Below are 17,302 nucleotides of genomic sequence, written 5' to 3' on the forward strand. Positions count from 1 at the left end.
TCTGTTTTCCTTTGTCGTGGATCGACGGCGGGCGGCCGTCACCTGGCCTGCTGTGCACCTACCTTTCCAACAAATGTTGCGGCCACCGTAAGTGGACCGTCGTCCGGCTCCAACGGAAGCGCCGGCAGACGCCGGGGCGCCGGTCCAAAGATTACTTGCGCACTTTGCCTGGGATCATATTCCGAATTATGGCAAACGCATTTGAACACGTCCTTGTCGCTGTTTGCCGCCTTCACCCATGCGGTGATCGGGCAACCCGTGTGGACGCAGATTACCGAATAGGCCACGACGCCGCCGGCAGCACGCGAACGTGTCTCTTCGTCCAGTTCGGCCGGGTCGAGTTTTACGACGAGCACCTCGTTCAGGCGCGAGCCCTTGCGGATTACCGATGTCCTGGGATCCTTTGGCCAGGCCCGCACCGGCGGCCCACCAACTTTCAGGTCCTGCGGCTTGATCACCTCGCCGGCATGTTCCCCTTCGGAGAAAACCAGCACGTCGGCTTTCTGAGGCCGCTCGTTGCTGCCCGGCAAATCTTCCTCGGCAACGGAGGACCTGGACGACGCGACGCAGGCTCCCGTGGCGAGAACCGTCAGGATGAGTGCGCGCCGTGTCGGATCCTGACACATCGCTGTCGCGGGTTCCGCGCCTGTGCTTGTGATCGACGCTGTGGGCTGATCCGATTTGCACATCACGCAAACTGAAGGAGGGAGTCGGTCAAAAGAATGGCGACAAGCAAATTTGTCGTTTGCACAATACTCTTTCCAGATGCGTCAGCGATTCCAGGAAAAGCCAGCAACAACGAGAGCCAATGCATTTCGTGCGACCCTAACCGCCGATCAGCGCATCATGCGTATTTCGCAGAACAGCTCAGCCTTCTGCGGTGTGCGGTGCGTTATCGCACGTGCGGCCGAGAATTGCCGGAGTCGACGCGAAGCGTTCGACGAACGTCGGTGTCCCCCTGAGCGCAACTGGTGAAAGTCCTTGCTACGCCGGGCGACGTGGAAGAGGCGTTCCCACACCTTGTTCTGACACCAACGTTCAAGTTTGACGACAATTACTTTTGCTCGCGCCCGCTGCGTCAGCGTTGCTGACCAAATGCAATTCTTTGCCGATGCCCCGCTTTCGCCAAACATGCGGAAGCAAATGTAGAACGCCTTGTGGCGGCCGATCCGCCAAGCGCGGCCGACTGAACAACAGCTAATAATAATGATCAGGAGGATGGCTCAAAGAAATCCCAGCCAGGCAAGACAGCAAGGAATTTCGAAGCGACGGCGTTGAGCGATCAGCCGTAACGTTTTTCGCTCACGTCGGAGCTACCATCAGCAGCTTACGAAGAGCGAGGGTTGATCATGATTACTTTGAAGATTAACGGCCAGCAAAAGAACTGGGATGGCGATCCCGACCTCCCACTCCTCTGGTTTCTCCGCGATGAAGCCGGACTGACGGGTACGAAATACGGCTGCGGCCAGGCGCTTTGCGGCGCCTGTACCGTGATCGTCGACAAGCAGGCGACGCGCGCCTGCGTCACGTCGGTTTCCGACGTGGTCGGTCGAGAGGTCACGACGATCGAAGGCCTTCACCCGACGGGTGATCACGCGGTCCAGAAGGCCTGGCGCCAGCTCAATGTCCCACAATGCGGTTTTTGCCAGGTCGGCCAGATCATGCAGGCCGCGGCCCTGTTGATCGAAAATCCGAAACCCAACCACGATCAGATACGCGAGGCGATGGCGGGCAATATCTGCCGCTGCGGCTGCTATCAGCGCATCGAAAACGCGGTCCACCTCGCTTCGACGGGGGTATGATCATGAACATTCTCACCAATCCCAAGAAGCTCCGCGGCTTTGAGCGATACGTCAAAGTCGACAACGTTTCGCGCCGCAGCATCCTGAAGGGCCTCGGACTGGCCGGTGGCTTCGTTTTGGCCGCCCCTGTGATGTCACGCCCCGCCCTTGCCGCGTACCAGACCGGCGCAGACAAGATGCCGCACGGCACCGTCGTGGACCCGCGCGTGTTCGTCGCGATCGCGCCCGATGGCATTGTCACGATCGTCGCGCACCGCGCCGAGATGGGAACCGGCGTCCGCACCAGCCTTCCGATGATCGTTGCCGAAGAGCTGGAGGCCGACTGGTCGCGCGTTCGCGTCCAGCAGGCGCATGGCGACGAGGTCAAATTCGGCAACCAGGATACCGATGGATCGCGCAGTACGCGTCACTACCTGATGCCGATGCGTCAAATCGGCGCCTCGGCCCGCACGATGCTCGAAGGCGCAGCGGCGAAGCGCTGGGGTGTGCCGGCAACCGAAGTGAAGGCGGTCAATCACGAAGTCGTCCACAGCGCGAGCGGACGCCGCATTGGCTTTGGCGATCTGGCAGCCGATGCCGCCAAGGAGTCGGTACCGAGCGTCGAAGGCCTGAAGCTGAAAGACCCAAAGGATTTCCGCTATCTGGGCAAAGGCCAGATCAGCATGGTCGATCTGCGCGACATCACGGTAGGCACCGCGCGTTACGGCGCCGATGTCCGCCTGCCCGGCATGAAATATGCCGTCATTGCCCGGCCGCCGGTGACCGGCGGCAAGGTCGCGTCGTTTGACGGGGCGGCGGCGATGAAGGTTTCCGGCGTCGAGAAGGTCATGGAAGTCAAGGGCTGGCCGTGGCCTTCAAAATTCCAACCACTCGGCGGCGTCGCGGTGATCGCGCGCAACACCGGCGCGGCGATCAAGGGGCGCGACGCCCTGAAGATCGTCTGGGACGATGGCCCCAACAGCAAATACGAATCGGTCGCCTACCGGGCCGAACTGGAGGCAGCCGCGCGGAAGCCCGGCCTGGTGCTGCGTAAGGAGGGTGACGTGGAGGCCGCTCTGAAGGGCGCCGACAAGGTGATCGTGGGTGAGTACTATCTGCCGCATCTTGCCCATGTCGCCATGGAGCCGCCGGCTGCGGTCGCGAACGTCAGCGGCGACAAGGCAGAGATCTGGGGGCCGGTGCAAAGCGCGGGCGGAACACGCGAGGACGTCGCCAAAACGCTCGGGATTCCCGAGGCGAATGTCACCGTCAACGTCACCCTGCTCGGCGGCGGTTTCGGGCGCAAGTCGAAATGCGACTACGCCCTCGAAGCGGCGCTGCTTTCAAAAGAGCTCGGAGCCCCCGTAAAGGTGCAATGGACGCGGGAAGACGACGTTCGCAACGGCTTCCTGCACACCGTCTCGGTGGAACGCATCGAGGCCGGCATCGACAAGAGCGGCAAGGTGACGGCGTGGCGGCATCGCAGCGTCGCGCCGAGCATCGCCTCGACATTTGCCGCTGGTGCAGTGCATCAGGCCCCGTTTGAACTCGGCATGGGGCTTGTCGACATGCCCTTCGAGATCGCCAACGTCCAGTGCGAGAATCCGGAAGCGGCCGCGCATACCCGCATTGGCTGGTTCCGCTCGGTGTCGAACATCCCGCGCGCCTTCGCGGTGCAGTCGATGGTGGCCGAACTTGCGCAGGCGACCAAACGCGATCCAAAGGACATGCTGCTGGAGCTGATCGGCTCTCCGCGGATCGTCAAGCTCGATTCGGTGAAAGACCTTTGGAACTACGGCGAGCCCTATGACAGCTATCCGATCGATACCGCGCGTCTTCGCAAGGTCGTCGAACTGGTCGCGGACAAGGGCGGTTGGGGCCGGTCCGTCCCCAAGGGTCACGGGCTCGGCATTGCCGCGCACCGCAGCTTCGTCAGCTACATCGCGACCATCGTCGAGGTGGCCGTTGACGACAAGGGCAAGCTCACCGTGCCGCGGGTCGATACCGCCATAGACTGCGGAACCTACGTCAATCCGGAGCGGATCCAGTCGCAAATCGAGGGCGCCGCGATCATGGGCATGAGCCTCGCCAAACATGGCGCGATCACCTTCAAGGACGGCAAGGTGCAGCAGGGCAATTTCGACGATTTCCCGGTGATCCGGATCGACGAGTCTCCGGCTGTCACGAACGTCTACATCGTGCCTCCCGGCCCCGACACACCGCCCAGCGGCGTCGGCGAGCCAGGCGTGCCGCCGTTTGCGCCGGCGCTGATCAACGCGATCTTCGCCGCGACCGGCAAGCGTATCCGCGCCCTGCCGATCGGCAAGCAATTGGAGGCGTAAGGGGAACGTTGGAGCGAACGGGCCGTTTCCTTGGTCTGAGAGGAGTTCAGACCGATGAAACCCAACGCAACAGCGCTCGCGGTGTCGCTACTGTCGAGCGTGGTTCTATTGAATGCTCAGACGGCGATCGCTCAAACGACGTCGCCGCCGAGCGCAACCGCAACGCGGCCGGCGACGACACCGCCCGGGCAAACCTCCATGCCCAACGAAAGCCCGCCGGCCACGACAACCCAGACCACCGGCGAAGCCAGTCGCGATCCCGTCGTGAAGAAAATGAACGAGGACGAAAAGCAGAAGGTCGATACCAAAGGCAAGTAGCGCAGTTCAGGTTCGGCCTGTTAAACCTGGTCGTCCCTCTCCTGCTCAGCAGGCATTGCATCCGACAAGCCGGCTTTCAGAAGCTGCCGCCGGCCTCAGGGCTCGGAGATCCATATGCCGGTTCACGTCCTTGTAGAGCAGGTAACGGAACCGCCCAGGCCCACCGGCGTAACACGCCTGGGGGCAAAAAGCGCGGAGCCACATGTAGTCCCCGGCCTCGACCTCGACCCAGTCCTGATTGAGCCGGTAGACGGCCTTGCCCTCAAGAACATAAAGACCGTGCTCCATGACGTGGGTCTCCGCGAACGGAATCGACGCGCCGGGCTCGAAAGTGACGATGGTAATGTGCATGTCGTGCCTGATGTCTGATGGATCGACGAAGCGTGTCGTGGCCCATCTTCCATCCGTATGAGGCATTGGCGTTGGCGCGATGGAGTCTTCGTTGGTCACAATGGGTTCCGGCGTCGCGACCGCGGGCACGCGCTGGTACAGCTTCCGGATCCAGTGAAATTGCGCCGCTTCGGAGCTGCGGTTCAGCACGCTCCAGCGGCACCCAGACGGAAGATACGCAAAGCCGCCGGGCCGCAACACGTGTTCCGTCCCGTTGAGCCTCAAGGCCAACTTACCGCCAACCACGAACAGCGCGCCCTGCGCTTCCGTATCGGGCTCCGGCGATTCGCTTCCGCCGCCCGGCGCCACGTCCATCAGATAGTGGGAGAACGTTTCGGCGAAACCGGATAGCGGTCGGGCCAGCACCCAGACGCGGGCATCGTTCCAGTGCGGAAGATAGCTTGCAACAATGTCGCGTATGACGCCCCTTGGTATCACCGCATAGGCGTCCGTGAAAACCGCGCGGCCGGTCAGAAGCTCGGTCTGAGCTGGATGCCCGCCGGTTGGGACGTGATAGGTTCGAGATGACATTTCTTGGCCTCTTGAAGATGGTTCCTGCGGACGTTCGCCGGACGACTAGGCCGGCTTCGCTGTGATGTCCGGGCGGGTTGCTGCCGCACCATCGAACGCGATGTGCAGCCAGTTTGCTTCTTCAAGCCACTTTTCCTCGAGGTTGCTGCCCGCGCCCTTTCGATCGACGACAGCGAACGGACTGGCGTCTGCAGTGACAAGTAGCGGATGATGCCAGCAGTTTCTCGCGTAGTTCACGCCCTGCCGTCCCGACGCAGCAAACGCCCGGTAGCTCGACGGGATGCCCGGATCTGCGCAAACGACCACCAGCCAGGGCACCTCGGTCAACGGGACGAAAAGCTGGCTTCCGACCGGATGGCGCTCCATCATCCTGATGACAATCGGCGCCGGTCTCACTGCCCCGATGAACAGGCTGATATTGACCTCTCCGTCCGCCGAGGCCACGTCAATTTTCGCCAGGTCGTCATAGCGTCTGGCAAATCCTTCGTTGATCAGTTTCGGCTTCACATCTTCCGTCTCGACGACCTCACCGAAAGGCGCGAACCCCGCCTTTGTCAAAGGTGCAACCGAAAGCGCCAGCATCGTTCAAACTCCGATCAACTTCGAGCGTGGCGAGGCGTCCAGACCGGCCGCTCGGTCCAGCCGATACCGGACGCCTTGTGCCTGATATCAGGTCGCCTGAGGCTGCGCTCCAGCGGTGTCCAGGCCCACCGGATCGATCTCGGCTTCCGCACTCCCGGGATCGACCTGTCCATTCAGGACCCGATGCGCCTTCTCCCGATCGATGTCACCTTCCCAAGAGGCCACGGCGACCGTGGCGACGCAATTCCCGATATAGTTGCCCAGCGCCCGCGCGATGCCGATGAACCAGTCCACCGACAGGATCAGCACCAGTCCGATCGCAGGAATGGCCGGGATGGCTGCGAGGGTGGCCGCAAGCACGACAATGGCCGAGCCGGGGACGCCGTGGGCGCCCTTCGACGTCAGGAGGGCAACGCCGAGAATTGCCAGAAGATCACCTGTGGCCAACGGCGTGTTGGTCGCCTGGGCTATGAACACCGCGGCCAGCGTCAGGTAAATCGAGAAGGCGTCCAAGTTGAACGAATATCCCGTTGGGATGACCAGTCCGACGGTCGACGGCTTGATGCCAAGAAGCTCAAGCTTGCGCATGGTCTGCGGAAGCACGCTGTCTCCGGCCGCCGTGCCGAGAACGATCGTCAGTTCCTCGCGCAAGTAGCGGAGCAGCTTGAACAGGCTGAAGCCGGAAAAGCGCATGACCGTGCCCAGCACGACGACGACAAAAACGGCCACGGCCACATAGAACAGGGCGACGAGACCGCCGAGTTGCTTGAGCGAGCCGATGCCGTACTTGCCGACTGTAAATGCGATCGCCCCGAACACGCCGAGCGGCGCCAACCTGACGACGAAATTCATCATCTTGAAGACGATGTCACTCACACGTCCGATGAAATCCGTCACCGGCTTGGCCCGCTCGCCACACAGGGAGACGGCACAGCCGAACATGATCGAGACGATCAGCACCTGCAGGATGTCGCCGGTCGTGAAGGCCCCGACCACCGTCGTGGGAATGAGTTTCATCAGGAATTCCGAGACCCCGCCGCCAGCGACCTGGGCCGCCGTTTGGCTGAATCCGCTCAACGCTTTTGCATCCAGCGTCTTCGGATCGATATTCATTCCGGCACCGGGCTGGAAGTAATAGGCGAGCGCAATGCCGAGCACCAACGCAATCGTCGTGATGACCTCAAAGTATATCAGCGCGCGCACCCCGACTCGCCCAACCTTCGACAGATCCCCGGCAGCGGCGATCCCGTGCACGACAACGCAAAACACGATCACCGGAACCAGCATCTTGATGAGCTTGATGAAGCCATCGCCCAGCGGTTTCATCTGAAGAGCGGCATCCGGGTGAGCCATGCCAAGCGCGATACCCAGCGCTAGCGCCACGACGACCTGGAAGAAGAGTGACCTGAATAACCTTGGCACGGCGTTCCCTCGCTTGGTCGGTGTTTCCATTTGATGTGGCTTCGTCGGCCCTCGGCCGGGTGCCACTTTTGCTTTTAACCGCGACGCTGACGTCGCTTCGAAACGGATGGTCGCCCGCCGGACTTCCGTCCCGGCCGCGCCCCAAACCATTCGTTGACCATGCCGAACCGCGCGTCCAATATATAGAACGACTTGATCTAGAGGATTTCGCTATGGATCTCCGCCAGCTTCGGTACTTCATCGCGGTGGCCGAGGAGCGCAGCTTCACCGCTGCGGCGCGACGGTTGAATCTTTCGCAGCCTCCCCTCAGCCAGCACATCCAGTCGCTCGAAGCCGCGTTGAGAACGCAGCTCCTCCACAGAACCAGTCGCAAGGTCGAGTTGACCCAGGCCGGAGAAGCGCTCCTGGCTCGCGCGCGCGCCATTCAACAGCAGATCAAACTGGCCGAGGACGAGGTCCATTCAATCGGCGCCGGTCTAGTCGGCACTCTCGACATCGGAGCAACCGGCTCCATCCTGCGCGGACGCCTGGCCGACCTGCTCGCCGCGTATCGAAAGGACGCGCCTTCGGTGAGGATGACGGTGCATGAGCAGGCGCCGGCCCTGCAGATCGCGGCTCTCCTCAATCGCACGACAAACATCAGCCTGAACCGCAGCATCCCGACCGAGCATATGCTCCACAGCGAGCTTGCGTGGTCCGAAGAGGTGGTGGTTGCGATGCAAAAGACGCACCCACTGGCGCGACGCAAGCGCATCACCCTCGGCGACCTTGCGTCGGAGGATCAGATTGTCCTGCAGCCCGAAAGTTCTGAATTTGCACGTTACATCCAGAAATGCTGTGTCGACGCCGGCTTCCTGCCGCGCGTCTCTCAGCAAGTCATCGATGCACAGTCGGTCCCCAGTCTGATCGCCGCGGGCTTCGGAGTGGCCCTGGTCCCACAATCAATTGCCCGCTTCACGACCGACGAAATCGTATTCCGGCCAATCAGGCCTTCACCGCCATCCGCCGATGTCTTTCTCGTGTTCAGAAAAGACGAGACCTCGATGGTCGTACACAACTTCACCAAGCTGGCACGTCGCTTTCTCGGCCAGAAACGAAATTCAGGCCGCCCGGCCGGTGCCAGCAGCTGATGGTCGGCCCGGCGCCTCGCCTGTCAGCCGGCGGACTTCACGCCGCCAGAATTTTCTCGGGCGTCTCCGCAGGCAGATTCTGGCTGTCGGCGACCGCACGGTTGGTGATCTGCCCGCGATGCACATTGAGCCCCGCGCGCAGATGCGGATCTTCGACCAGTGCGCGAATGCCCTTCCCGGCCAGCGCAAGGCCGAATGGCAGCGTGGCATTGTTGAGCGCGTGGCTCGACGTGACAGGCACGGCGCCAGGCATGTTGGCAACGCAATAATGCACGATCTCGTCAACCAGATAGGTCGGCGCCTGATGGGTCGTCGGCCGCGACGTCTCGAAGCAGCCCCCCTGGTCGATCGCGACGTCGACCAGCACGGCGCGACGTTTCATGCGGGCGAGCTGGGCGCGAGAGACGAGTTTCGGCGCACTGGCGCCCGGTACCAGCACGGCGCCAATGACGACGTCCGCGCCGATCACCTCCTCCTCGATCGCTTCCAGCGTCGCGTAGCGTGTGCGAACGCGACCGAGGAACATCTCATCAAGGACGCGCAGCCGCGGCAGCGAGCGATCAAGGATGACGATGTCGGCGCCAAGACCTGCGGCCATCCGCGCGGCATGCGTACCGACCACGCCACCGCCGATCACCGCGATCCTGGTCGGAGCGACGCCGGGCACGCCGCCGATCAGCTTGCCCATGCCGTCTGCCGATTTTCGCAACGCGGCACCCGCCGCCTCGATGGCCAGCCGTCCCGCCACCTCGCTCATCGGCGCCAGCAGCGGGAGCCCGCCATGGGCGTCCGTCACCGTCTCGTAGGCGATCGCGGTGCAGCCGGATGCCAGGAGCCCTTTGGTCTGCGCCGTATCCGGCGCCAGGTGCAAATAGGTGAAGAGGATTTGATCCTCGCGAAGCTGGCGCCACTCCGTCGGCTGCGGCTCCTTGACCTTGACCATCATGTCGGCGGTCGCGAAGATCTCGGCCGCCGTGTCCACGATCGCTGCGCCGGCCGACCGGTAGATATCATCGCCGGCGCCAATGCCGAGCCCGGCGCCCTGCTCGACGATCACGTCATGTCCATGCGCCACATATTCCCGCACCGAAGCCGGCGTCAGACCGACGCGGTATTCCTCGACCTTGATTTCCCTGGGCACACCGACCCGCATCGCCTTGCTCCTGCATTGGAAGCTGCTCTCCGATGCAACAAAAGTACTCTTGAACAGGCAACGCTTCTCTGCGAATAGCGGCTTGCCGAGGGCCATTTACGCAGATATTCTGCGCTGAAATAATAACTAATAGAGAATAATGGCGTGATCGGGCTGGATCGTATTGATCTTCGGATTCTGGCTGAGTTGCTCTCCGATGCAAGAGCGAGCCAGATCGAACTCGCCGAAAAGGTCGGGCTATCGCCGACCGCCTGCGCGCGTCGCATTCGTCAGCTCGAGGAAGCCGGCATCATTCGCGGCTATCGGGCCGACCTCGAACCGACTGCGCTCGGACTCGTCACGACGGTTGTCGTCACCATCACGCTGGAAAAACAGAGCGAGGAGTATCTCGCCGCATTCGAGGCAGCCATCGCCCGCTGTCCCGACGTGGTGTCCTGCCATCTGATGTCGGGCAGCGACGACTATCATCTGCAGGTGATCGCGCGCGACATCGCGGACTTCGAGCGGATCCACAAGCAGCATCTTTCGCGGATGCCCGGCGTCGCGCGCATCCATTCGAGCTTTGCGATGCGCGAAGTGGTTCGCAGGGCGATCCCTGAAACGGCGTTACAGCGTTAGCCCGCCTCGGCGGATTTTCCGCCGTTCCCGAATACGCGGCTCGCAAGCACGTCCGACGCCTCAATCGACCTGATATCGTCCGCTGTCAGGATATGATCGAGATCGGCGACGAGGCGATTGGCCTGGCGCAACCGCAGGCGATCCAATGCGTTGCGGATCGAGCGCGCGTTTGAAAATAACGGCTGGTTCTTGCGCAATGCGATGTAGCGAACGAACTCCGTACGCGCTTCCGAGGTGAATCCGTAGTTCATGTCTCGCAGCATCAGCTCCGCGATGGCGAGCAGCTCATCGTCGGCATAATCCGGGAAGTCGATGTGGTGCGCGATACGCGAGCGGAAGCCGGGATTACTGGCGAAAAACTTGTCCATCCGGTCGCCGTAGCCTGCGAGGATCACGACCAGATCCTCACGCTGCGTTTCCATCACCTGCAGCAGGATCTCGATCGCCTCCTGGCCATAGTCGCGCTCATTGTCCGGCCGGTGCAGATAATAGGCCTCGTCGATGAACAGCACGCCGCCCATCGCCTTCTTCAGGATCTCCTTGGTCTTCGGCGCGGTGTGGCCGATATATTGCCCGACCAGTTCGTCGCGCGTCACCGACACGACCTGGCCGCGGCGCACGAAACCGAGCCTGTGCAAGATGCTGGCGATCCGCAGCGCCACCGTCGTCTTTCCGGTGCCGGGATTTCCCGTGAACGACATGTGCAGCGTCGGTGCTTCCGACGCCAGGCCCATGCGCTTGCGGATACGTTCGATCAGAAGCAGCGACGCAATCTCGCGGATACGCGTCTTTACCGGTTTCAGGCCTATCAGTTCGCGGTCGAGCTGCGAGAGGATCTCCTCGATGCCGACGGCTTTGAGTTCGTCGCGCAGGTTTACCGCCTCAGTCATTGGGGTGATATCCACGTCCATCTGCTAACCTCAATGCGCTGCACGCGTCGTTTCGGAAAAGACTCCGTCGCCGCTTCCGCAGCGACGGAGCAGTGCGTCCGGCAGACGCAGGCACGTTCAGGGAGAACTCGTCTGCCGGACCGAACGCATGCCTAACCGTAGCGCCGGCCCTCGGGGCGATCGGCAGCGTATGATGTGGTCGTGTAGCGGATGTTGCGGCCGGCCATTTCATGCCGATCGAGGCGGAAGCCGGGCTCCTCCTTCGGCCGGTTGACGATGAAGGACAGCCGCACCGATTCCCAGCCGTGGCTGGAATCGAACGCCGACAGGCGGATGTAGCGCTCGCCATACACCTTGCGGCATTCATTCAGCTCCATCATCACGCCGGCGGCGTCGCGGAGATCGAACATCGGCAGGCCCCACATTTCCCAGAAATTGTTTCGGGGATGCGGATCGTCGGTGAATTCGATGTTCACCGCCCAGCCCTGCTCCAGGCAATACTGTACCTGGCGGGAAATCTGCTCGTCGGTGAGATCGGGCAGGAACGAGAAGCAGCCTTGGGTAATGCGCATGATTTGCTCTCCTTACATCGCGACGGACGGCGTTGGGACGTAATCCGGCATGTCGGTCGATTCATAGTTGAAGGTGACGTCCTTCCAGACCTCGAGCGCCGCCTTCAACGGCGTGCAGGTCTCTGCCGCCTTGGCCAGAATCTCGGGGCCCTCGTGCAGATAGTCGCGGCCTTCATTGCGCGCGAGGATCATCGCTTCCAACGCCACGCGGTTGGCGGTGGCGCCGGCCTGGATGCCCATGGGATGACCGATGGTGCCGCCGCCGAACTGCAGGATCACGTCTTCGCCGAGATGATCGAGCAGCTGGTGCATCTGGCCGGCATGAATGCCGCCCGACGCCACCGGCATCAATTTGTTGAGGCTGGCCCAGTGCTGGTCGAAGAACACTCCGTGCTCCAGCCGCGCCGGGTTATAGTCCTCGCGGCAGATGTCGTAATAGCCGCGCGTGGTCGCCGGATCGCCCTCCAGCTTGCCGACCACGGTGCCGGCATGAATGTGATCGACGCCGGCGAGCCGCATCCACTTCGCGATGACGCGGAACGAGACGCCGTGGCTGCGCTGCCTTGTATAGGTCGAGTGCCCTGCCCGATGCAGATGCAGGATCATATCGTTGCGGCGCGCCCATTTGGCCATCGACTGGATCGCGGTGTAGCCGATCACGAGATCGATCATGATGATGACCGAGCCGAGCTCCTTGGCGAATTCGGCGCGCTCGTACATGTCCTCCATGGTGCCGGCGGTGACGTTGAGATAAGTGCCCTTGATCTCGCCAGACGCAGCCTGCGCCTTGTTGACGGCCTCCATGCAATAGAGGAACCGCTCCCGCCAGTGCATGAAGGGCTGTGAATTGATGTTCTCGTCATCCTTGGTGAAGTCGAGCCCACCTTTCAGCGCCTCATAGACCACGCGTCCGTAGTTGCGGCCGGAGAGGCCGAGCTTCGGCTTCACGGTGGCGCCGAGCATCGGCCGGCCGAACTTGTCCATCCGCTCGCGCTCGACCACGATGCCGGTCGCCGGGCCCTGGAATGTCTTCACGTAAGCCACCGGCAGCCGCATGTCCTCGAGCCGCAATGCCTTCAGCGGCTTGAAGCCGAACACGTTGCCGATGATCGAGGCCGACAAATTGGCGATCGATCCCGGCTCGAACAGATCGAGGTCGTAGGCGATGTAGGCGAAATACTGCCCCGGCGAGTTCGGCACGAGATCGACACGGAAGCATTTGGCACGGTATTTTTCGGCCGCCGTCAGCCGGTCGGTCCAGACGACGGTCCAGGTCGCGGTCGAGGATTCGCCGGCCACCGCTGCGGAAGCCTCGATCGGATCGACGCCGTCCTGCGGCGTCACCCGGAACAGCGCGATGATGTCCGTATCCTTTGGCGTGTAGTCGGGCTCCCAATAGCCCATCTTCTTGTATTCGAGAACGCCGGACTTGTAGCGATCCTTGCCGCGAACGGTCATCGAGTGCATGTTCATCGTGGTCTCCTCGTTTGGTGTGCGGCGACTGGTCGGGATCGAGGCAGTCATCAGTTCATTCGGCGGCATCGGCCATTCCTCCCATGCGTGGATCGAGCGCGCCCGAACGGTAACGCCTTGCCATCTCGGCCAACGGAATGACCTTGATCTGTGAGGCGTGGCCTGCGGTGCCGAATTGCTCGAAGCGTTCCCGGCAGAGATCGCGCAAACTATCCATCGCCGGTTTCAGGAATTTGCGCGGATCGAATTCGTTTCTGTTTTGCACCGCCACCTTGCGGAACGCCGCGGTCATCGCCAGCCGACAGTCGGTGTCGATATTGACCTTGCGGACGCCATGCTTGATGCCACGGACGATTTCCTCGACCGGCACCCCCCATGTCTGCGGCATCTCGCCGCCGAACGTGTTGAAGGCGTCCTGCAGCGGCTGCGGCACCGACGACGAGCCGTGCATCACCAGATGCGTATTGGGCAGCCGGCGATGGATTTCCTCCACCACCCGCATCGCCAGAATGTCGCCGTCCGGCTTGCGCGAGAATTTATACGCGCCGTGCGAGGTCCCCATCGCAATCGCCAGCGCATCGACCTTGGTGGCGCGGACAAAATCAACCGCCTGGTCGGGATCGGTCAGCAGCTGGTCGTGGCTGACCTCACCTTCGACGCCGTGGCCGTCTTCCTGCTCGCCGCCACCATGCTCCAGCGAGCCGAGCACGCCGAGCTCCCCTTCCACCGAGGCGCCGATCCAGTGCGCCATGTCGACCACGCGGCGGGTGATGTCGACGTTATATTCGTAGCTCGCCGCAGTCCTGGCATCGGCCTTCAGCGAACCGTCCATCATGACGGAGGTGAAGCCGTGCTGCAGCGCGGTGGCGCAGGTTGATTCCTCGTTGCCGTGGTCCTGATGCAGGCAGAGCGGAATCTGCGGATGCATCTCCTCCAGCGCGTCTATCATCTTCGCCAGCATGATATCGTTGGCATAGGAGCGCGCGCCCCGCGAGGCCTGGATGATCACGGGCGCATCAACCGCTGCCGCCGCATCCATGATCGCGAGCCCCTGCTCCATATTGTTGATGTTGAATGCCGGCACGCCGTAGCCGTGCTCGGCGGCATGATCCAGCAATTGTCTCAGCGTGATTCTGGCCATCGGCGCCTCCATTCGTTTTCTGGCGTTTTGTTCGGAATCATGAATAAGTCGTCTCCATTCTCGTTCGGGCGAGACAACGCATGGCAGCCGTCGCAACGGCCTCCGGCGTGATGCCAAACTCCCGATAGAGAGTTTCCGCAGGCGCCGAGGCACCGAAGCCGGTCATGCCGACGAATTCACCGCCATCGCCATGCCAGCGCGCCCAGTCGCCTTCGATCGCGGCTTCGATACCGACCCTCGGAACGCGTCCGAGAACGGCGGTGCGGTATTCGCGGGATTGGCGGCGAAACAGCTCGAAGCACGGCGCTGAGACGACCGCGGCGCGGACGCCGTCTTTATCGAGCAGGCTTGCCGCTTCGAGCGCGATCGACACTTCGGAGCCGGTTGCGATCAAGGTGACGTCGCGGCCGTCCTCCGGTTCGACGACGACATAGGCGCCGAATGCGACCAGGTTGGTTTCGTTGGTCTCTTCGCGGAATGTCGGGAGCGCCTGCCGCGACAGACACAGCACCGACGGATTGGTATCTGCCCGCAACGCGCAATCCCACGCCTCCGCCGTCTCGACTGCGTCGCCTGGGCGGAATACCAGCAGGTTCGGTATCGCCCGCAGCGATGCCAGATGCTCGACCGGCTGATGCGTCGGACCGTCTTCGCCCAGTCCGATCGAGTCATGGGTCATCACATGGACGACGCGAATTCCCATCAGCGCGGCCAGCCGGATCGCGGGGCGGCTGTAATCGGCAAAGCTGAGAAACGTGCCGCCATATGGGATGAAGCCGCCATGCAATGCGATACCGTTCATCGCAGCCGCCATGGCATGCTCGCGGACACCGTAATGGATATAGCTGCCATCGAGCGTATCGGGCCGCACCGGTTGCTGCGTCTTTGCGCGCGTCAGGTTCGAATGGGTCAGGTCGGCCGAGCCACCCAGGAGATTGGGCAGCGCTTCCGCGATCACGTCGATGACCAATTGCGACGCCTGGCGGGTCGCGATTTTCGGCAGTTCGGTACCGAACCGGGTTCGGATCTGCGCCATCGCGTCGGCGTACCCAGAGGGCAGCTTTCGATTCAGCGCGTCATGAAAGGGCGACCGTCCTGTCGAACTGAGGCGTCTGCTGCGCTCGATCCATGCCCGCCGCGCCGCATGTCCCTGTGCGCCTATTTCGCGCCAGGCATCGGTTACGGCCCCTGGAACCTGAAATGGTGCGTACGGCCAGTCCAGCGCGCTACGCGTCTTCTCGATTTCATCCGCACCGAGCGGCGCGCCATGCGCCTTTTCGGTCCCCTGACGGTTGGGCGCGCCGAAACCGATCACCGTGCGGCAGGCAATCAGGGAAGGCCGGCTGTCGTGCCGGGCGCGCCGGATCGCCGCGGCAATCGCCTCGGGATCATGGCCATCGATCCGGCTCGCCGACCAGCCCGACGCCTTGAAGCGTGCCAGTTGGTCATCCGAGCATGACAGTGATGTCGATCCGTCGATCGAGATTTCATTGTCGTCATACAGAACGATCAACCGGCTGAGCCCGAGATGTCCCGCCAGCGAAATCGCCTCATGGCTGATGCCCTCCATCAGGCAGCCGTCACCGGCGATCACATAGGTGTAGTGATCGACAAGATCGTCGCCGAAGCGCGCATTCATCAGGCGCTCCGCCAGCGCCATCCCGACCGCGGTCGCGATCCCCTGCCCCAGCGGCCCCGTGGTCGTCTCCACACCGGGCGTATGCCCGTACTCCGGATGGCCAGGGGTTTTCGATCCCCACTGCCTGAACGCCTTTAGTTCGTCCATCGTGACGCCCTGATAGCCGGTCAGATGCAGCAATGCATACAGCAGCATCGAGCCGTGGCCGGCCGACAATACGAACCGGTCGCGATCCGGCCACGCCGGATCGGACGCGTCGAATTTGAGAAAGCGCGAGAACAGCACCGTGGCCGCATCGGCCATGCCCATCGGCATGCCGGGATGGCCCGACTTCGCGTTTTCGACGGCGTCGATGGCCAGAAAACGGATCGCGTTCGCCATTTCGGCATGCGAGACGATCGGCTGGGTGGCGATACGGGACAGAGCGGAATCGTTCATAGCATGCGCCTCTTGCGTTCCATCAGTTGCAGGATCAGCGGGGTGAGGATGAGCTGCATCGCGAGATCGAGCTTCGAGCCGTGGATCACGATCGAATTGGCCCGCGACATGAAACTGTTCGGAATCATCGACAGCAGGTAGGGAAAGTCGATGCCTCGCGGATTTTTTAGCCGGATCACCACCATGGATTCGTCGGGCGTCGGTATCCAGCGCGCAATGAACGGATTCGACGTATCGACCGTCGGCACGCGCTGGAAGTTGATGTCGGTCTCGGTGAATTGCGGGCAGATGTAATTTATGTAGTCCGGCATCCGCCGCAGAATGGTATCGGTGACCGCCTCGGCGGTGTAGCCGCGGTCGCTACGGTCGCGATGCAGCTTCTGGATCCACTCCAGATTGATGACGGGAACGACGCCGATCTTGAGATCGGCATGCTGCGCGATGTTGACCTTATCGGTCACGACGGCGCCATGCAGACCTTCATAGAATAGCAAATCGGACTTTTCGGGCAGCGGCGTCCATTCGGTGAATGTGCCGGGATCTGCGCCGTAGAGCTTGGCCTCGTCATGATCGTGGACATAGTGCCGGGTAGTTCCGGTCCCGGACTCGCCGTAGTCGCGGAACAGTTTCTCCAGCTCCTCGAACAGATTTGTTTCCGGACTGAAATGGCTGAAATGCTTGTTGCCGCACTCGGCCTCCTCAGCCATTTTTGTGCGCATCTCAAAGCGGTTGTAGCGGTGGAAGGCGTCGCCCTCGACATAGGCGGCCTCGACCTTTTCGCGGCGGAAGATGTTTTCAAACGTCTTCTTCACCGAGGTGGTGCCGGCTCCGGACGATCCGGTAATCGATATGATGGGATAGCTGCGCGACATCTGTTCTTTC

General features: G+C 62.1%; 16 protein-coding genes. 5 read left to right on the plus strand and 11 right to left on the minus strand.

Going from position 1 to position 17,302, the window contains the following annotated elements; all coding sequences use genetic code 11:
* Positions 1 to 38: 38 nt before the first annotated feature.
* Positions 39 to 626 carry a QcrA and Rieske domain-containing protein gene (locus V1283_RS20750; protein ID WP_334388290.1) on the minus strand — a complete coding sequence of 196 codons (588 nt, stop codon included), beginning with the start codon at positions 624 to 626 and terminating at the stop codon, positions 39 to 41.
* A gap of 723 nt (positions 627 to 1,349) precedes the next feature.
* Here V1283_RS20750 and V1283_RS20755 point away from each other — a divergent pair.
* The 3 genes from V1283_RS20755 to V1283_RS20765 are packed head-to-tail and all read left to right on the plus strand — an operon-like array spanning position 1,350 to position 4,441.
* A complete protein-coding gene (locus V1283_RS20755; protein ID WP_334388291.1) occupies positions 1,350 to 1,802 on the plus strand; it encodes a (2Fe-2S)-binding protein in 453 nt (150 codons plus the stop codon).
* A gap of 2 nt (positions 1,803 to 1,804) precedes the next feature.
* The gene (locus V1283_RS20760; protein WP_334388292.1) at positions 1,805 to 4,123 is read left to right on the plus strand and encodes a xanthine dehydrogenase family protein molybdopterin-binding subunit; all 2,319 of its coding nucleotides are present in this window, start codon (positions 1,805 to 1,807) and stop codon (positions 4,121 to 4,123) included.
* A 54-nt stretch (positions 4,124 to 4,177) separates the two neighbouring features.
* Positions 4,178 to 4,441: a hypothetical protein gene (locus V1283_RS20765; protein ID WP_334388293.1), complete on the plus strand. Its 264-nt coding sequence runs from the start codon at positions 4,178 to 4,180 to the stop codon at positions 4,439 to 4,441.
* 45 nt (positions 4,442 to 4,486) lie between these two features.
* Here V1283_RS20765 and V1283_RS20770 read toward each other — a convergent pair whose 3' ends face one another.
* From V1283_RS20770 to V1283_RS20780, 3 genes are all read right to left on the minus strand, one after another.
* Positions 4,487 to 5,362, minus strand: a complete 876-nt coding sequence (locus tag V1283_RS20770; protein WP_334388294.1) for a bifunctional allantoicase/(S)-ureidoglycine aminohydrolase — start codon at positions 5,360 to 5,362, stop codon at positions 4,487 to 4,489.
* Between the two features lie 45 nt (positions 5,363 to 5,407).
* Positions 5,408 to 5,944, minus strand: a complete 537-nt coding sequence (locus V1283_RS20775) for an ureidoglycolate lyase (RefSeq protein ID WP_334388295.1) — start codon at positions 5,942 to 5,944, stop codon at positions 5,408 to 5,410.
* An 87-nt stretch (positions 5,945 to 6,031) separates the two neighbouring features.
* On the minus strand, positions 6,032 to 7,366 hold the full coding sequence (locus tag V1283_RS20780) for a C4-dicarboxylate transporter DctA (RefSeq protein WP_334388296.1): 1,335 nt from the start codon (positions 7,364 to 7,366) through the stop codon (positions 6,032 to 6,034).
* 212 nt (positions 7,367 to 7,578) lie between these two features.
* Here V1283_RS20780 and V1283_RS20785 point away from each other — a divergent pair, with 212 nt between their 5' ends.
* Positions 7,579 to 8,496, plus strand: a complete 918-nt coding sequence (locus V1283_RS20785; protein ID WP_334388297.1) for a LysR substrate-binding domain-containing protein — start codon at positions 7,579 to 7,581, stop codon at positions 8,494 to 8,496.
* A 37-nt stretch (positions 8,497 to 8,533) separates the two neighbouring features.
* Here the strand turns inward: V1283_RS20785 and ald are convergent, their stop codons facing one another.
* Positions 8,534 to 9,649 (minus strand): alanine dehydrogenase, encoded by a 1,116-nt coding sequence (gene ald, locus V1283_RS20790; protein ID WP_334388298.1) that lies wholly within the window; start codon positions 9,647 to 9,649, stop codon positions 8,534 to 8,536.
* A 144-nt stretch (positions 9,650 to 9,793) separates the two neighbouring features.
* Between ald and V1283_RS20795 the strand changes: the two genes are divergently transcribed.
* The gene (locus V1283_RS20795) at positions 9,794 to 10,267 is read left to right on the plus strand and encodes an Lrp/AsnC family transcriptional regulator (protein ID WP_334388299.1); all 474 of its coding nucleotides are present in this window, start codon (positions 9,794 to 9,796) and stop codon (positions 10,265 to 10,267) included.
* On the opposite strand, the gene cbbX is transcribed toward V1283_RS20795, so the two are convergent.
* The 6 genes from cbbX to V1283_RS20825 all read right to left on the minus strand — a co-directional run bounded on the left by cbbX (position 10,264) and on the right by V1283_RS20825 (position 17,292).
* The gene (gene cbbX, locus V1283_RS20800) at positions 10,264 to 11,157 is read right to left on the minus strand and encodes a CbbX protein (protein ID WP_334388300.1); all 894 of its coding nucleotides are present in this window, start codon (positions 11,155 to 11,157) and stop codon (positions 10,264 to 10,266) included. The two genes, V1283_RS20795 and cbbX, sit on opposite strands and share 4 nt — an antisense overlap.
* 152 nt (positions 11,158 to 11,309) lie before the next feature.
* Entirely contained in the window at positions 11,310 to 11,729 is a 420-nt protein-coding gene (locus V1283_RS20805) for a ribulose bisphosphate carboxylase small subunit (protein WP_334388301.1), read from the minus strand.
* A gap of 12 nt (positions 11,730 to 11,741) precedes the next feature.
* The gene (locus V1283_RS20810) at positions 11,742 to 13,202 is read right to left on the minus strand and encodes a form I ribulose bisphosphate carboxylase large subunit (RefSeq protein WP_334393119.1); all 1,461 of its coding nucleotides are present in this window, start codon (positions 13,200 to 13,202) and stop codon (positions 11,742 to 11,744) included.
* Positions 13,203 to 13,257: 55 nt separating this feature from the next.
* A complete protein-coding gene (gene fba / locus V1283_RS20815) occupies positions 13,258 to 14,343 on the minus strand; it encodes a class II fructose-bisphosphate aldolase (protein WP_334388302.1) in 1,086 nt (361 codons plus the stop codon).
* 37 nt (positions 14,344 to 14,380) lie between these two features.
* Entirely contained in the window at positions 14,381 to 16,420 is a 2,040-nt protein-coding gene (gene tkt / locus V1283_RS20820; RefSeq protein WP_334388303.1) for a transketolase, read from the minus strand.
* Positions 16,417 to 17,292, minus strand: a complete 876-nt coding sequence (locus tag V1283_RS20825; protein ID WP_334388304.1) for a phosphoribulokinase — start codon at positions 17,290 to 17,292, stop codon at positions 16,417 to 16,419. Before V1283_RS20825 ends, tkt begins: the two co-directional genes overlap by 4 nt.
* Positions 17,293 to 17,302 lie beyond the last annotated feature (10 nt).

Source organism: Bradyrhizobium sp. AZCC 2262, from assembly GCF_036924535.1.
Lineage (GTDB): Bacteria > Pseudomonadota > Alphaproteobacteria > Rhizobiales > Xanthobacteraceae > Bradyrhizobium.

Excerpts from the sequence above, each read along its gene's own strand:
- V1283_RS20755 (WP_334388291.1), top strand. The coding sequence starts at position 1,350 with ATGATTACTTTGAAGATTAACGGCCAGCAAAAGAACTGGGATGGCGAT.
- tkt (WP_334388303.1), bottom strand. The coding sequence starts at position 16,420 with ATGAACGATTCCGCTCTGTCCCGTATCGCCACCCAGCCGATCGTCTCG.
- V1283_RS20750 (WP_334388290.1), bottom strand. The coding sequence starts at position 626 with ATGTGTCAGGATCCGACACGGCGCGCACTCATCCTGACGGTTCTCGCC.
- V1283_RS20810 (WP_334393119.1), bottom strand. The coding sequence starts at position 13,202 with ATGAACATGCACTCGATGACCGTTCGCGGCAAGGATCGCTACAAGTCC.
- V1283_RS20775 (WP_334388295.1), bottom strand. The coding sequence starts at position 5,944 with ATGCTGGCGCTTTCGGTTGCACCTTTGACAAAGGCGGGGTTCGCGCCT.
- fba (WP_334388302.1), bottom strand. The coding sequence starts at position 14,343 with ATGGCCAGAATCACGCTGAGACAATTGCTGGATCATGCCGCCGAGCAC.
- V1283_RS20765 (WP_334388293.1), top strand. The coding sequence starts at position 4,178 with ATGAAACCCAACGCAACAGCGCTCGCGGTGTCGCTACTGTCGAGCGTG.
- V1283_RS20760 (WP_334388292.1), top strand. The coding sequence starts at position 1,805 with ATGAACATTCTCACCAATCCCAAGAAGCTCCGCGGCTTTGAGCGATAC.
- V1283_RS20770 (WP_334388294.1), bottom strand. The coding sequence starts at position 5,362 with ATGTCATCTCGAACCTATCACGTCCCAACCGGCGGGCATCCAGCTCAG.
- V1283_RS20785 (WP_334388297.1), top strand. The coding sequence starts at position 7,579 with ATGGATCTCCGCCAGCTTCGGTACTTCATCGCGGTGGCCGAGGAGCGC.
- V1283_RS20805 (WP_334388301.1), bottom strand. The coding sequence starts at position 11,729 with ATGCGCATTACCCAAGGCTGCTTCTCGTTCCTGCCCGATCTCACCGAC.
- V1283_RS20825 (WP_334388304.1), bottom strand. The coding sequence starts at position 17,292 with ATGTCGCGCAGCTATCCCATCATATCGATTACCGGATCGTCCGGAGCC.
- ald (WP_334388298.1), bottom strand. The coding sequence starts at position 9,649 with ATGCGGGTCGGTGTGCCCAGGGAAATCAAGGTCGAGGAATACCGCGTC.
- cbbX (WP_334388300.1), bottom strand. The coding sequence starts at position 11,157 with ATGACTGAGGCGGTAAACCTGCGCGACGAACTCAAAGCCGTCGGCATC.